The sequence below is a fragment of the Actinocorallia libanotica genome (genome assembly GCF_039525175.1).
Lineage (GTDB): Bacteria > Actinomycetota > Actinomycetes > Streptosporangiales > Streptosporangiaceae > Actinocorallia > Actinocorallia libanotica.
Genome location: NZ_BAAAHH010000019.1, coordinates 70,308 through 84,879, shown reverse-complemented (window position 1 = coordinate 84,879; position 14,572 = coordinate 70,308). Strand labels below are relative to the sequence as shown.

Sequence of the window (14,572 nt, the reverse complement as noted above, 5' to 3'; positions counted from 1 at the left end):
CCCCTGCCTATGATCCGGTCAGCCCGTCCAGCACGGTCCGTCCCCGTTCCTCGGCGTCGGACGAGCCGGCCGTGATGTCCGGTTCGATCCCGACGCCTTCGAGATTATGGCCCGCCGGGGTGAGGTACCGCCCGACCGTCAGCTCGACCGCCGAGCCGTCGGACAGGCGTACCGGTTCCTGGACGGTGCCCTTCCCGAAGGTAGCCGATCCTACGATCACCGCCCGGTCCCGGTCGCGCAGCGCTCCCGTGACGATCTCGGCGGCGCTCGCCGTGCCCTTGTCCACCAGTACGACGACCGGAACGCGGGAATCGCCGGGAGAGGTGACGCTGATCACCTCGGCGGGCTCGCCGCGGCGCTCGTACGTCACCACCGGCCCGTCCTCCAGGAACGCCGAGGCGGTGTCCACCGCCTCGTCCAGCAGGCCGCCGGGGTTGCCGCGCAGGTCCAGCAGGACCGCCCGGCTGCCGGACACCCCGGTGCGCACCTGGGCGCCCACCCCGCGGGTGAACACCGCCACCCGCACGACGGTCAGGTCCTCGGCGCGGTCGACGACCACGTCGCCGCGCTGCGGTTCGGGCCGCACGGTCTTGTGGTCGCCGTTGAGCCAACCGGTGAAGTCGTCGTACTCCTGGGGCGGGTAGTAGCGGGCCCACGGGTCGCCGAGGCTGCGCAGCATGCCGCTGATCGCCGCCTCGCGCAGCTCGGCGCGGGAGACGGGCTGGTCGGCGGAGGTGGCGATCCGGTCGGTCGCCTCCTCCAGCAGCCCGTCCTCGTGGGAGGCCGGCTCGATCCGGGAGGGCTCGGTCTCCGCCGTCGCCGCGCCCAGGCCGTACGCCGACAGCAGGGCGGCCGCTACGGCCGCCCCGCGGTACCACCGGCGAGGTTCTCTACGGGACCAACGGGTCACCTCAGCAGCTTAAATCTTCAGGTAGCGCCGCAGGGTGAGGAACGACGCACCCGCGCACAGCAGCACGCCCACCGCGATCGAGAAGATGATGACGCCGGTCACCTGGGTCCAGGTGAGCTGGGTGGCGAACTGCAGCGACTCCTGGAGCGTGTCGATCAGCAGGAGCTTGCTGCCCACCAGCAGGACCGCGGCGATGAGGCCGCCGGCCAGGCCCGCGATCGCGCCCTCCAGGATGAAGGGCAGCTGGATGTACATGTTCGACGCGCCGACCAGTCGCATGATGCCGGTCTCCCGGCGCCGGTTGAACGCCGACAGCCGCACGGTGTTGCCGACCAGCAGGACCGCGGCGAAGACCTGGATCAGCGCCAGGAACAGGGCCGCCCACTGCAGGCCGTCCAGGATCTTGAAGAGCTTCTCCAGCAGTTCGCGCTCGTTGATGATCTGGTCGACGCCCGGCGAGTTCTCCGCCGCGCTGATCACCGAGGTGAACTGCGAGGGGTCCTTCAGGCGCACCCGCAGCGAGTCGGGGATGTCCCCCTCCTTGGTCGCCGCGATGAACCCGGGGGTGTTGGAGAAGAGCGTCTGGAACCGCTCGTAGGCGGCTTCCTTGCTCTCGTACTCCACCTTGGAGACCTCGGGGAGGTCCTCCAGGCTGTTGATCAGCTCGTCGCGCTGCTGCTGCGTGGCGTCCTTCTTGGCGCAGTTGTCGTTGGAGCTGGACTTGGAGCACAGGTAGATCGAGACGTTGACCCTGTCGTACCAGTAGCTCTTGGACGAGTCGACCTGCCGCTTCAGGAGCATGCCGGTGCCGAACAGCGCCATGGCGATCGCCACCGTGATGATGAGCGAGATCGTCATCGTCAGGTTGCGGCGCAGGCCGATCCAGATCTCCTGGAAGACGAAATTCAGTCTCATCGCAAATCCTTAGTAGGCCTGGCCGTAGACGCCGCGCGACTGGTCGCGCACGACCCTGCCGTCCTCGAGCTCCACGACCCGCTTGCGGAAGGCGTCCACGATCGCGGCGTCGTGGGTGGCCATGACCACCGTGGTGCCGGTCCGGTTGATCCGGTCCAGGACCTTCATGATGCCGATGGAGGTGGCCGGGTCGATGTTCCCGGTCGGCTCGTCCGCCAGCAGGATCATGGGCCGGTTCACGAACGCGCGGGCGATGGCGACGCGCTGCTGCTCGCCGCCGGACAGCTCGTCGGGCATGCGGCCCTGCTTGCCCTCCAGGCCGACGAGGTCGATGACCTCGGGCACGACCTTCTTGATGAAGCGGTTCGGCTTGCCGATGACCTCGAGCGCGAACGCCACGTTCTCGAAGACGTTCTTGTTGGGCAGCAGGCGGAAGTCCTGGAAGACGCAGCCGATCCGGCGTCTCAGATGGGGAACTTTCCAGTTCGTCAGCTTGTTGAGGTCTTTGCCGGCCACGTAGACATGGCCCTGCGTCGGCCGCTCCTCCTTGAGGATCAGGCGGAGGAAGGTCGACTTGCCCGACCCCGACGGACCCACCAGGAAGACGAATTCGCCCTTTTCAACGGCGACGTTGCAATGCTGGAGGGACGGCCGGTTCTGGTTCGGGTAGACCTTGGTGACGTTGTCGAAATTGATCACGGCTGCATCACGGTGCGCCAGTCTAGGGGCTGATGGGCCACGGTGTCCCCCTCGGAGTTGGCTCTGGAGCAGTCTAGGGGTGACACTGGCATGGAAAGACCCGCTTCGGTACATCGGTCGGACACTCGGATCAAGGAGGCGCGCATGAGCTGCGAACACCTGATCTGCGCCTACTGCGCGGGCCCCGTGGAAGAGGGCCGCTGCCCCAGCTGCAGAGCCGCCCGCAGCCGTCTCCACCGCTCCCAGGGGCCCCTCACGCCCCAGCAGCTGGCCATCATCGCCGCCTTGGTCCTGATCCTGGCCTTCGGCCTCATGGCCCCGCACCTGGGGTAACGGCCCGCGCCACCCGTCGAATCGGATGAAGAGCGAAGAATAGGCCGGACAAAACGGACAAATAGCCCTTATTGTCCGGCCTTGTCGTCGATCGTCAGTCCTGCTCGGCCTCGCCCTTGCGGAGCCAGCGGATCTCGGCCTCGAGGAAGTCGTCGATCCAGCCGTCGAGGACGCGCTCGGGGTTGCCCTCCTCGTGGAGGGTGCGCAGGTCCTTGACCATCTGGTACGGGTGCACCACGTAGCTGCGGATCTGGGTGCCCCAGGAGCTGGTGCCCTCGCCGCGCAGCTTGTTGAGCTCGTCGGCCTCCTCCTGGCGCTTGCGCTCCAGCAGCTTGGCCTGCAGGACGTTCATGGCCGAGGCGCGGTTCTGCAGCTGGGAGCGCTCGTTCTGGCAGGAGACCACGATGCCGGTGGGCAGGTGGGTGATGCGCACCGCCGAGTCGGTGGTGTTGACGCCCTGGCCGCCGGGGCCCGAGGAGCGGTAGACGTCGATGCGCAGGTCGTCCTCGTTGATGTCGACGTGGTCGCTCTGCTCCACGACCGGCACCACGTCCACGCCCGCGAAGGACGTCTGGCGGCGGCCCTGGTTGTCGTAGGCGGAGATGCGGACCATCCGGTGGGTGCCGTGCTCGCCGCGCAGCGTTCCGTAGGCGTAGGGGGACTTGACCGCGAAGGTGGTGGACTTGATGCCCGCCTCCTCGGCGAAGGAGGTCTCGAAGATCTCCGTGGGGTAGCCGTGCCGCTCGGCCCAGCGCAGGTACATGCGCTGGAGCTGCTGGGCGAAGGCCGCCGCGTCGACGCCGCCCGCCTGGGCGTTGATCGACACCAGCGCCTCGCGGGCGTCGTAGTCGCCCGACATCAGCGTGCGCACCTCCAGGGTGCGCATGTCCGCGGCCAGGGTCTCCAGCTCGGCGTCGGCCTCGGCGCGGGTGTCGGAGTCGTCCTCCTCCGCGGCCATCTCGTAGAGGACCTCCAGGTCCTCCAGCCGGCCGCGCAGCGACTCGACCTTGCCGAGCTCGCTCTCCAGGCTCGACAGCCGGCGCGTGACGCTCTGCGCGTGCTCCTGGTCGCTCCACAGGTCAGGATCAGCGGACTGGTCCCTGAGCTCGGCGATGTCGCGGCGCATGACGTCGAGGTCCATCACCGCCTCGATGCCGGTGAGGGTCGCGCCCAGCTCCTTGATCTGTTCCATGGGGTCGATGGCTGCCACCCGTCCAGCCTATCGGCTGGGCGCGGCCACCCGGGCAGGACGGGTGATGGCAGAATCAGGCGCCAGGATCCACAGAAACGTGCTCTTGCACGCACTTCATTGTGGCCTCCCGGGCACTACCGTGTGCCGGACGATTCCACGAAGACCACAGCGAACCGGGGGCGCCCGTGCGAACGACAGCGACGGTGGCCGCCGTGCTGCCGCTCCTCCTGCTGGGCGCGGGGTGCAGCGCCGAACGGGAGCGCCCCCGCGCCGCCAGGCCGGTGGCGATCGCCACCACCAGCTCCGACGTGCCGCTGACGCCGCGGAGCGCGGCGCGCGCCTTCGCGCTCTGGACGGTCAACGACGACCTGGCCCGCGCCTCGGGCGACGAGCGGCTCGCCCTGGCCTGGGCGGTGGACTCCCAGCGCGCGGTGACCGCGGCGGAGTACCGCAGGGCCGCGGCGGACGGCGCGCAGGTCGCCCGGCACGCCTACGGCAGGCCCGCGCTGTGGGTGCCCCGGCTGGACGGGTATCCGCAGTGGTTCGTCGCCGCCGCCCCCCGCGGCCGCGAGACCGCCCTGATGGCCTTCACCAAGCCCTCCCCCGAGCAGAGGTGGCGGCTCAGCCTGCTCACCGTCCTGGACAGGGGCGTCAAGCCGCCCAAGGTCGAGGTCGACGCCGACGGCTACGCCACCGCGCTGCCCACCGAGGACCAGAGCGTGCTGATCGCGCCCTCGCTCGTCGCCCCGCCGCAGGCCGCCGTGGCCGAGGACGGCCCGGGGAGCTACTCGGCCCGGGTGCTGAAGGCGGGCCCGTACACCACGGGCTACTACGCCGAGAAGGAGAAGGCGGCGAAGAAGGCGGCCAAGGACGGGCTGGAGTACGCCAGCACGTTCACCGCCACCTCCCAGCCGGTCTTCCCGCTGCGCACCGAGGACGGCGGCTGCCTGGTCCTGTACTCGCTGACGCGCGACGTGAGCCTCACGCGCGAGAAGGACGGCCCCCTGGACGTCCCGGGGGACGCGGACCACCTGGCCGCGGGGAAGCCGACCGGGCGGGAGCTGCACGTGTTCAGCAGCCTCCGGTTCGCCGCCCTGGTGCCGGCCAGGAACAGCAAACCCGCCAAGAATGACAAGCCTGACAAGGTCTCCGGTTCCGATAAGTCGGAAAAGCAGGAGAAGGAACGCCCCAAGGTGACGGTGATCGCCGAGGACGGCGCGGCCACCCGTATCGAAAGTTCCTGAACTCGGGGTAATCGAGAGCTCACTGTGCGATGCTCTTGCGCGTCGCACAGTCCCTTACCCAACGAGGCCAACCATGCGCACAGCGTACACAGCGCTCGCCTTTCTCCCGCTCGCCCTCACCGCCGCCTGCGGCGGCGCGGCCAAGGACGCCGAGGCGGCGCCACCGCCGGCCCTGAGCCTGGACCAGGCCAAGAGCGTCTTCGAGACGTACGCGTCCGCCGACCGGAAGGCGGACTCCGCCCTCGACGCGGGGCAGCTGCCCGCCATCGCCACCGGCTCCCAGTTGGAGATGGACACCGCGACCTACCGCACCGCCAAGGCGACCGGCAAGAAGCCCGAGACGCCGACCTTCACCGAACCGGTCTTCTACGTGCCCCGCATCGCCTCCGGCCAGCGCTGGTTCGCCGTCGACACCGCCTCCACCACGCGCGGCGTGGAGATCCGGCACGCGCTGCTCTTCGTGGAGGAGGGCGGCCGGTGGAAGCTCGCGGCCGACCCGCAGCGCGGCAACGCCAGCCCCATCAAGGGCGTCCGGCTGGACGACGAGGGCTACGCCGAGGCGGCCACGGACGGCCTGCAGGTCGCCCCCGCCGACCTCCCCGCCGCGCACGCCTCCCTGCTGACCCAGGGCCCCCAGGCCGCCGGCGCCCAGAACCTCGCGGCGGGCCAGCAGACCACCCAGACCTACGACGCGCTGCAGAAGGTCAGCAAGAACCTCCGCAAGTCGGGCATGACGTTCACCTCGGCGTTCACCCCCGCCGAGCAGCCCGCCTACGCGCTGCGCACCCAGGACGGCGGCGCGGTCGCCTGGTACGCCCTCAAGCAGCAGGAGGCGTACAAGGGCAAGAAGATCCCGGTCTCCGGCGAGCTGGCGGGCCTGCTGCCCGGCGGCCAGATCGCCCGCAAGAGCCTGACCTCGACCTCGCTGCTGCAGTACCTCGCGGCGGTGCCCCAGGAGGGCCAGGTCGCCGTCGTCGGCCTCAACCGCAGGACCGTCGCCGCCCAGAGCGGCTGACCTCCCGCCCACCGACCACGTCGGTACGGGGCGGCCTCCTGACCGCTGCGGCCCCGTACCGGCGTACTCCAGGGCCCCCTCCACGGTCTCCCGACCGTGGAGGGGGCCCTTTCGCCGTCGGACGGTCCCGGGCTCAGACGGTTCCCGTCAGTCGGGCAGGGTGCTGGCGCGGACCAGGGTGCGGATGGCGCGCAGGGCCACCGAGAGGGTGGCCAGGTCGTAGCTCTCGCTCTCCCAGATCTCCGAGAGGGTCTGCCGAGAGCGGCGCACCGCCGCCTCGTTCCTCTCGGTCCACTCCGCCAGCCGTTCCTCCGGCTCGGCCGTCGCGGTCTTGCGCAGCACGTCGAGGGTGAGCTCGGCGTGGGCGGCGTACAGGTCGTCGCGCAGCGCGCCGCGCGCCATCGACCGCCAGCGGTCGTCCCGGGGCAGCGCGGTGACCCGGTCGCGCAGCCGGGCCAGCTGGAGCCGGTGGGCCATCTCGAAGTAGACCTCGGCGACCTCCGGGACCGGGCGGCCCGACTCGTGGGCGATCTCCACGATGTCCAGCGTGGAGTACGCCGGCACCATCATCGCCGTCTGCTCGGCGATCTCCACCGGGACGCCGCGCTTGACGAACACGTCGCGCCGGTCCTCGAAGGCCTCCAGGTCACGTCCCCGGAGCAGTTCCGGCAGCGCCTCCACCAGGTTCAGCGCGCCCTTGGCGAAGAAGCCGATGGACTCCTCGATGTCGAACGGCGCCCGCCGGTTGTGCAGCATCCAGCGCGCCCCGCGCTCGGTGAGCTTGCGCGCCTCCAGCAGCATCTTGATCTGGACCTGCTGGTCGACCAGCCCGTCCAAGGCCTGGACCTCGGCCCAGAACCGGTGCATCTGGAAGACCTCGCGGGCCACCAGGTAGGCGCGCGCCAGGTCGGCCGGCGACGCGCCGGTCTCCTCGTTCAGCCGGAAGATGTAGGTGGTGCCGGAGTTGTTGACGACGTCGTTCACCACCTGGGTGGCGATGATCTCCCGCCGGAGCGGGTGGCGCATCATCTGCTCGCGGAACCTGTCGCGCAGCGGGGTGGGGAAGTACTCCACCAGCCACTCGCGCAGGTACGGGTCGTCCGGCAGGTCCGAGGCGAGGATCTCCTGGTCCAGGGTGAGCTTGGAGTAGGCCAGCACCACCGCGAACTCCGGCGAGAACAGGCCCTGCCCGGCCTGCCTGCGCTCGGCGATGGCCTTCTCGTCGGGCAGGTACTCCAGCCGCCGGTCGATCTTGCCTTCGCGCTCCAGCTTGCGCAGGTAGCGGGCGTGCACGTGCATCATCTCGCCGGACTGGGCGCAGGAGGCGCCCAGCACCACGTTCTGCCGGTAATTGTCCCGCAGCACCATGGCGCCGACCTCGTCGGTCATCTCGTCCAGCAGCGCGTCGCGCTGGGCGCCGGTGAGCCGCCCGTCGCGGACGATCTGGTCGAGCAGGATCTTGATGTTCACCTCGTGGTCGGAGGTGTCCACGCCGGCGGAGTTGTCGATGAAGTCGGTGTTGATCAGGCCGCCGGCGCGGGCGAACTCGATGCGGCCGAGCTGGGTCATGCCCAGGTTGCCGCCCTCGCCGACGACCTTGCAGCGCAGGTCGGCGCCGTCCACCCGCAGGAGGTCGTTGGCCTTGTCGCCGACCTCGGCGTTGCTCTCGGTGGAGGCCTTGACATAGGTGCCGATGCCGCCGTTCCACAGCAGGTCCACCGGCGCCTGCAGGGCCGCCTTGATCAGCTCGTGCGGGGTGAGCGAGACCGTCTCGTCGTCGATGCCCAGCGCGGCCTTCACCTGCGGGGTGAGCGGGATCGACTTGGCGGTGCGGGGGAAGACCCCGCCGCCCGCCGACAGCAGCGCGGTGTCGTAGTCGGCCCAGGAGCTGCGCGGCAGGGCGAACAGCCGGCGCCGCTCGGCGAAGGAGGCGGCCGCGTCCGGGTCGGGGTCGAGGAAGACGTGCCGGTGGTCGAAGGCGCAGACCAGCCTGATGTGCTCCGACAGGAGCATCCCGTTGCCGAACACGTCGCCGGACATGTCGCCGATGCCCACGACGGTGAAGTCCTCGGCCTGGACGTCGCGCCCCAGCGAGCGGAAGTGGTACTTCACCGACTCCCAGGCGCCGCGGGCGGTGATGCCCATCGCCTTGTGGTCGTAGCCGACCGAGCCGCCGGAGGCGAACGCGTCGCCCAGCCAGAACCCGTACTGCCGGGAGACCTCGTTGGCGATGTCGGAGAAGCTGGCGGTGCCCTTGTCGGCGGCGACGACGAGGTAGTAGTCGTCGCCGTCGTGCCGCATCACCCGCGGTGCCGGCACGACGCGGCCGTCCACGAGGTTGTCGGTGAGGTCCAGCAGGCCGGAGATGAACTCCTTGTAGCAGGCGATGCCCTCGGCCAGCCACGCCTCGCGGTCCAGGGCCGGGTCCGGCAGCGCCTTGCCGACGAAGCCGCCCTTGGCGCCCGCCGGGACGATGACGGTGTTCTTCACGCCCTGGGCCTTGACCAGGCCCAGCACCTCGGTGCGGAAGTCCTCGCGCCGGTCGGACCAGCGCAGCCCGCCGCGGGCCACCGCGCCGAAGCGCAGGTGCACGCCCTCGGTGCGGGGCGAGTAGACGAAGATCTCGTACTTGGGCCGGGGCTGGGGCAGGTCGGGGATGCGGGAGGGGTCGAACTTCAGCGACAGGTAGGGCTTGTCCTGCCAGAAGTTGGTGCGCAGCGTGGCGTTGACCATGGCGGTGAAGCTGCGCAGGATGCGGTCCTCGTCCAGGCTCGCCACCCCGTCCAGCAGCTCGGCCAGCCGCGCGTCGAGCCCGGCCGAGCGCTCGGCCTCGCCCTCGGCCCGGTCGGGGTCCAGCCGCGACTCCCACAGCTCGACCAGCAGGCGGGCGATGGGCGCGTTGGCCCGCAGCACCTGCTCCAGGTAGTTCTGGGTGAAGGAGGTGCCCGACTGGCGCAGGTACTTGGCGTAGGCGCGCAGCACCATGATCTGCTGCCAGGTGAGCCCGGCGTGCAGCACCAGCGCGTTGAAGCCGTCGCTCTCCACCTCGCCGCGCCACAGGGCCATCAGGGCGTCCTGGAACAGCTCGCGCAGCCGGGACTCCTCGGTCTCCGACGCCGAATGGCGCAGCCCCAGGTCGTAGATCCAGTAGCGCCTGCGGTCGCCGGTGCTGATCTCGTACGGGCGCTCGTCGACGACCTCGACGCCCATGTTCTGCAGCAGCGGCAGCACGTGGGACAGCGAGATCGGCTCGCCCCGGTGGTAGATCTTGAGCCGCATCTCACCGGGGAGGGCGTCGTAGGGCTCGTACAGGCGCATGTCGGTGCGCGCGCCGCCCTCGTCCTCGCTCAGCGCGTCGAGGTACAGCAGGTCCGCCACGGCCGTGGCGGCCGGGAAGTCGGCCTTGTAGGCCTCGGGGAAGGCGTCGCCGTACTTGACCGCCAGGCCGCGGCCCCGCTCCTCGCCGATCCGGGTGGCGATCGCCTCGATGAGGTCGTCGGTCCAGGAGCGGGTCGCGGCCGTCAGCCGCCGCTCCAGCGCCTCCACGTCCACGTCCGGCAGCGGATGCCCGCGCTCGGCGCGCACCACCACGTGCAGCCGGGCCAGGACGCCCTCGGTGACCTGGGCGCTGTAGTCGACCGCCACGCCCTGGAAGGCGCTGCGCAGGATCTCCTGGATGCGCAGCCGGATCTGCGTGGTGTACCGGTCGCGCGGCAGGTAGACCAGGCACGACATGTAGCGCCCGTAGTCGTCCTTGCGCAGGAACAGCTTCACCTGGCGGCGGTCGCGCAGCCGCAGCACGCCCAGCGCGATCGGCACCAGGTCCTCCACGGAGATCTGGAACAGCTCGTCGCGCGGGTAGGCCTCCAGGATCTCCACGAGGTCCTGCCCGTTGTAGGACTCCGGGCTCACCTCCGCCCGGTCGAGGACCTCCTCCAGCTTGCGGCGCAGCAGCGGGATGTGGGAGATCGACTCGGAGTACGCCACGTGCGTGAACAGGCCGAGGAAGCGCCGCTCCCCCACCACCCGGTCGCCGTCGAAGCGCTTGACCCCGATGTAGTCCAGGTAGTGCGGCCGGTGCACGGTCGCGCGGCTGTTGGCCTTGGTGAGCACCAGCATCCGCGGCTCGCGCGCCCTGGCCCGCACCTCGGGCGGCAGCGCGGCGAAGCTGCCGGACTCGGCCTTCTCGGCGCGCAGGATGCCCAGGCCGCTGCCGGGGACGGGCCGCAGCACGCTCCCGTCCTCGGTCAGCTCATAATCCCGGTACCCCAGGAAGATGAAGTGCCCGTCGGCCAGCCAGTTCAGCAGCTCGACCGACTCGGCGAGCTCCTTGGGCGGCAGCGGCGGCGGGGAGCCCTTGATGTCGGCGGCGATCAGCGCGGCCCGCGCCCGCATCGCCGGGCCGTCCTCGTCGGCCGATCGTACGTCGGCCAGCACCCGCTCCAGACCGGCCTGGAGGCCGTCCACCACCGCGGGGTCGTCGACCCGGTCCAGTTCGACGTGCACCCAGGACTCGTCGATGTCGTCGATGATGTCCCGGCTGAACCGGAACCGCAGCAGCCTGCCCTCGCCGTCCCGGTCGACGCCCATGCCCGGATGGAAGATCCGCTGGACGGCGCGGCCCTGCCGGCTCAGCTCCATCGTCAGCGAGTCGATGAGATACGGCATGTCCTCGCTGACCACCTGGACCACGGTGAACCCCGGATCCCAGCCGTGCCCGGCGCCCGAGGGCGTGAACACCCGCAGCTTCGCCTCGCCGGGCCGGCGCACCTCGCCGAACGAGCGGTGCGCCAGGGCGGGGCCGCAGACGTCCAGAGGACTTCGGCCCAGCAGGTCCTCGGGCGCCACCTTGCGGTAGTACAGCCGGAGGAACTCCAGCACCCCCGGCAGGTCCGCGGGCTCGGCGCAGGACTCCGCGGCCCGCCGCAGCAGGTCGTCCTTGGCCACATCGAGTTTGCTCATGAGAGAAGCGACCCCTTCATCACTCCGTTGTGATGTGGAATACCCATACCCTCAGTCAGCCTAGTGCCGCACCGCTCCCGGCGGGCCGGAGTCGGCCGAGCCCGTCAGGGGACTTTGACGCTCGTGGTGGGGTCGGGACCGGGGTCCTGGGTGCCCGGGTCCGTGGGCGGCGGCGTGGTGGGGCCGGGATCCGGGGGCGTGGACGTGGGCGGCGGGCTGCTCGTGGGCGGGTTGCTCGTGGGCGGATTCCCCGGCCCCGGTCCGGGACCCGGTCCGGGCCCCTGGTCGTCCGGCTCCTTGGTGGTGGTGGTCGGGTCCGGCTTATCGGGCTTCTGCCCCGGCTTGCCGGGCTTGGTGCTCGACGAAGGCGGAGCACTGGGGTCCACGGTGGTGGTGATGACGACCGGGTTGCCCCGGTCGTCGCGGGTCGTGAACGTGGTGCTGGGCCGGGGGCCGGGCGACTTGCTGCGATCACCGACCTCCGCGGGGTGCTGGGAGCCCTTCGTCGGCAGGACGACCGCGTCGGAGGAGGTGGAGATCTTGTAGACGACGAAGCCCGCGCCGCCCGCGGTGAAGACCGCGAAGGAGACGGCGGCGGCGGTGATGAACCACGGCACCTTGGCGGCGCGGCGGGCGGGCTCGTCGCGGCGCGGGTGGGTGCCCGTCACCGTGGCGGGCGGCTGCGGCTCGTCGCCGTTGCGGCGCGCCCACTCGTGCAGGCCGCCGACCACCGAGGTGGCGGCCGCGGCGTCGAGCGAGGTGCGGTTGGGGTCGGCGGCACCGCCGGCCAGGCCCGCGCCGACGGACATCACCGCGGTGGTCGCGCCGGGCGGGACGCCGCCGGCCAGGCCGTCGGGCACCGCGTCGGCGTGGCCGAGCAGCCGCATCAGCAGGTCGCGGGTGCGGGGCCGGGCGGCGGGGTCCTTCTCCAGGCAGTCCAGGATGAGCTCGCGCAGCGGCCCGTCGAGGGCGCCCAGCTCCGGCTCGTGGTTGGCGATGCGGTTGATCACCGCCATGATCGAGTCCTGGCCGAACGGCGGCTCGCCGGTGGCGGCGTAGACCATGGTGGAGGCCCAGCAGAACACGTCGCTGGGCGGTCCGGCCTCGTCGCCCTCGACCTGCTCGGGCGACATGTAGGACGGGGTGCCGATCACCTTGCTGGTGAGCGTGGTGGAGGACGAGGTGGCCTTGGCGACGCCGAAGTCGATCACGCGGGGCCCGTCCGGGCCCAGCAGCACGTTGTGCGGCTTGAAGTCGCGGTGGATGATCCCGGCCTGGTGGATGGAGACCAGCGCCGTGGCGGTGCCGACGGCCAGCCGCTCCAGTTCCGCCCCCGTCAGCGGCCCGTCCTCCTGGACCCGCGCCTGGAGGCTGGGGCCCGGCACGTACTCGCTGACCGTGAAGAAGTGGTCGCCGTCCGCGCCCACGTCGTAGAGGCGGGCGGTGCAGAAGGACGCGACCTTCTTGGCGACCTCGACCTCGCGCAGGAACCTCGCCCGCGCCTTGTCGTCGGACTCCAGGTGCAGCAGCTTGATCGCGAACTGCTGGCCGCCGTCCGCGTGCCGGCCGAGGTAGACCACCCCCTGGCCGCCCTCCCCCAGACGGCCTTCTATGTCGTACGGTCCCAGCCGTAGCGGATCACTAGATCTGAGTGCCGCCACCATCTCCAGCAATCCCCCGTCGTTCCGGCTTCCGTGTGAAGGACATGTGCCTCTCGCCCTTACCGCGGGCGAACCCTGTGCGCGCCCCGGCCCCCGTCTGAAACACCCTTGTTTCGCATGGACTGTATAGCGGCGCGAGGCTTCCCTGCAGTAGAGGACGTTCCTATCGTTACTTGTCCGAAGCGGTCGTCAAGGTTCCCGATCTCTTCTCTCCTCTGACGCGATGGCCCGCCCCTTCCGTTGCTCCGCTCCCGAAATCCCCCCTCCGTCCCTGTTCAGAACAGGGGTCGCGCCGCCGTTCCCCGGCCGATTGTGATTTCTCCCACAAACCCCTTTCGGAGCGGCTTGGCTAGGGTCGGAACATGGCGGAGAGCGGGCCGGGGGCCATCCGTAGGGAGCTCACCATCGGCGAGCTGGCCGAGCGCAGCGGGGTCGCCGCCTCGACGCTGCGCTTCTACGAGAAGGAGGGGCTGATCCACAGCCGCCGCACCAGCGGCAACCAGCGCCGCTACGGCCGGGACATGCTGCGGCGGGTCTCCTTCATCAAGGTCTCCCAGGGGGTGGGGATCTCCCTGGCGGACATCCGCGCGGCGCTGGCGGTGCTCCCCGAGAGCCGCACGCCCACCCGGGCGGACTGGGAGAGGCTCTCCCGGGGCTGGGAGCGGGCGCTCACCGAGCGCATCACCGTCCTGCTGCGGCTGCGCGACGACCTGACCGGCTGCATCGGCTGCGGCTGCCTGTCCCTGGACCTGTGCCCCCTGGTCAACCCGGGAGACGCGCTGGGCGCCCAAGGACCGGGCGCGCGCCTGCTGGCCGTCGTCGAGCCGGCGGACGGCTCCGTGACGCCCGCGGCGGCCGTGGAACCCGGGGAGCCCGGCTCCTGCGAGCCCGACTGCGTCCCGCCCGGCCGCTAGCGCTCGTGCCGGGTCAGGCGGTCGATCGCGGAGACCACCGCGGCGGTGTCGGCCAGCGTCGGCAGGACGACGTCGGCGCCCGCCGCGCGCAGCTCGGTCTCGCTGGCGCTGCCGGTGGCCACCCCCACGCAGCGGGCGCGGGCGATCTGCGCGGCCCGGACGTCCAGCGGGTGGTCGGCGATCAGCACGGTCGCGCCCTCCCCGATGGTCGTGCCGTGCTTGCCCGCCGCCTTGATCCGCGACGTCTCGATCGTCGCGCCCTTGGGGTAGACCGGGGAGAAGTAGCCGCCGACGGCCAGGTCCAGGTGCCGGTCGAGCCCGAGTTCGGCGAGCTTGATCCGGGCGGTGGCCTCCAGCGAGCCGGTGAGCACCGACTGCACCGCCCCCGGCAGCCTGCCCGCGGCCTGCAGCGCCTCGGCCGAGCCCGGCAGCACCCGCGCGTGCGCGCGCACCTTGTCGCGGCGGACGGCGAAGGCCGTCTCCAGCGCCCGGGTGAAGGCCTCCAGGTGGTCGTCCTCGGTCTGGACGCCGTTGAACGCCAGGGTCTCGAAGATGATCTCCGATTCGGTGCGCCCCGCCGTCGGGGCCATCCGGACCATGGGTCTGCCGGTCACCGAGGTGAACGCCTCGGCATAGGCCTCCCGGGTCACCCGCCCCGCGTCGAGCAGGGTGTGGTCCAGGTTCCAGAGGATCAAACGGTCACGGCGCACGCGCACATCGTAGGACG

Annotated in this window: 11 protein-coding genes; 4 read left to right on the top strand and 7 right to left on the bottom strand. The window is 71.0% G+C overall.

From position 1 onward, the window contains the following. Positions 1-7: 7 nt before the first annotated feature. The 3 genes from ABD140_RS22390 to ftsE are packed head-to-tail and all read right to left on the bottom strand — an operon-like array spanning position 8 to position 2,524. Positions 8-910, bottom strand: a complete 903-nt coding sequence (locus tag ABD140_RS22390; RefSeq protein ID WP_344242882.1) for a S41 family peptidase — start codon at positions 908-910, stop codon at positions 8-10. Between the two features lie 9 nt (positions 911-919). After that, complete coding sequence (gene ftsX, locus ABD140_RS22385; RefSeq protein WP_344242881.1) at positions 920-1,825, bottom strand: permease-like cell division protein FtsX; 906 nt, start codon at positions 1,823-1,825, stop codon at positions 920-922. A 9-nt stretch (positions 1,826-1,834) separates the two neighbouring features. Next, positions 1,835-2,524, bottom strand: coding sequence for a cell division ATP-binding protein FtsE (gene ftsE, locus ABD140_RS22380; protein WP_344242880.1), 690 nt, complete (start codon positions 2,522-2,524; stop codon positions 1,835-1,837). A gap of 144 nt (positions 2,525-2,668) precedes the next feature. Between ftsE and ABD140_RS22375 the strand changes: the two genes are divergently transcribed. Further along, entirely contained in the window at positions 2,669-2,857 is a 189-nt protein-coding gene (locus ABD140_RS22375) for a hypothetical protein (RefSeq protein ID WP_344242879.1), read from the top strand. Between the two features lie 94 nt (positions 2,858-2,951). Here ABD140_RS22375 and prfB read toward each other — a convergent pair whose 3' ends face one another. Continuing rightward, the gene (gene prfB, locus ABD140_RS22370; protein ID WP_344242878.1) at positions 2,952-4,067 is read right to left on the bottom strand and encodes a peptide chain release factor 2; all 1,116 of its coding nucleotides are present in this window, start codon (positions 4,065-4,067) and stop codon (positions 2,952-2,954) included. A gap of 167 nt (positions 4,068-4,234) precedes the next feature. On the opposite strand from prfB, the gene ABD140_RS22365 reads away from it, so the two are divergent. Beyond that, on the top strand, positions 4,235-5,293 hold the full coding sequence (locus ABD140_RS22365) for a DUF8094 domain-containing protein (RefSeq protein ID WP_344242877.1): 1,059 nt from the start codon (positions 4,235-4,237) through the stop codon (positions 5,291-5,293). A gap of 73 nt (positions 5,294-5,366) precedes the next feature. Then, entirely contained in the window at positions 5,367-6,308 is a 942-nt protein-coding gene (locus tag ABD140_RS22360; protein WP_344242876.1) for a DUF8094 domain-containing protein, read from the top strand. 147 nt (positions 6,309-6,455) lie between these two features. Here the strand turns inward: ABD140_RS22360 and ABD140_RS22355 are convergent, their stop codons facing one another. Together ABD140_RS22355 and ABD140_RS22350 are read right to left on the bottom strand one after the other, a co-directional pair. Beyond that, positions 6,456-11,270: an NAD-glutamate dehydrogenase gene (locus tag ABD140_RS22355; protein WP_344242875.1), complete on the bottom strand. Its 4,815-nt coding sequence runs from the start codon at positions 11,268-11,270 to the stop codon at positions 6,456-6,458. 104 nt (positions 11,271-11,374) lie between these two features. Beyond that, on the bottom strand, positions 11,375-12,934 hold the full coding sequence (locus ABD140_RS22350) for a serine/threonine-protein kinase (protein WP_344242874.1): 1,560 nt from the start codon (positions 12,932-12,934) through the stop codon (positions 11,375-11,377). A 359-nt stretch (positions 12,935-13,293) separates the two neighbouring features. Here ABD140_RS22350 and soxR point away from each other — a divergent pair, with 359 nt between their 5' ends. Next, positions 13,294-13,845 carry a redox-sensitive transcriptional activator SoxR gene (gene soxR / locus ABD140_RS22345; RefSeq protein ID WP_344242873.1) on the top strand — a complete coding sequence of 184 codons (552 nt, stop codon included), beginning with the start codon at positions 13,294-13,296 and terminating at the stop codon, positions 13,843-13,845. On the opposite strand, the gene ABD140_RS22340 is transcribed toward soxR, so the two are convergent. Then, positions 13,842-14,555: an HAD family hydrolase gene (locus ABD140_RS22340; protein ID WP_344242872.1), complete on the bottom strand. Its 714-nt coding sequence runs from the start codon at positions 14,553-14,555 to the stop codon at positions 13,842-13,844. The genes soxR and ABD140_RS22340 overlap by 4 nt on opposite strands. Between the last annotated feature and the right edge of the window lie 17 nt (positions 14,556-14,572).

Excerpts from the sequence above, each read along its gene's own strand:
- ABD140_RS22355 (WP_344242875.1), bottom strand. The coding sequence starts at position 11,270 with ATGAGCAAACTCGATGTGGCCAAGGACGACCTGCTGCGGCGGGCCGCG.
- ABD140_RS22350 (WP_344242874.1), bottom strand. The coding sequence starts at position 12,934 with ATGGTGGCGGCACTCAGATCTAGTGATCCGCTACGGCTGGGACCGTAC.
- ABD140_RS22375 (WP_344242879.1), top strand. The coding sequence starts at position 2,669 with ATGAGCTGCGAACACCTGATCTGCGCCTACTGCGCGGGCCCCGTGGAA.
- ABD140_RS22360 (WP_344242876.1), top strand. The coding sequence starts at position 5,367 with ATGCGCACAGCGTACACAGCGCTCGCCTTTCTCCCGCTCGCCCTCACC.
- ftsX (WP_344242881.1), bottom strand. The coding sequence starts at position 1,825 with ATGAGACTGAATTTCGTCTTCCAGGAGATCTGGATCGGCCTGCGCCGC.
- soxR (WP_344242873.1), top strand. The coding sequence starts at position 13,294 with ATGGCGGAGAGCGGGCCGGGGGCCATCCGTAGGGAGCTCACCATCGGC.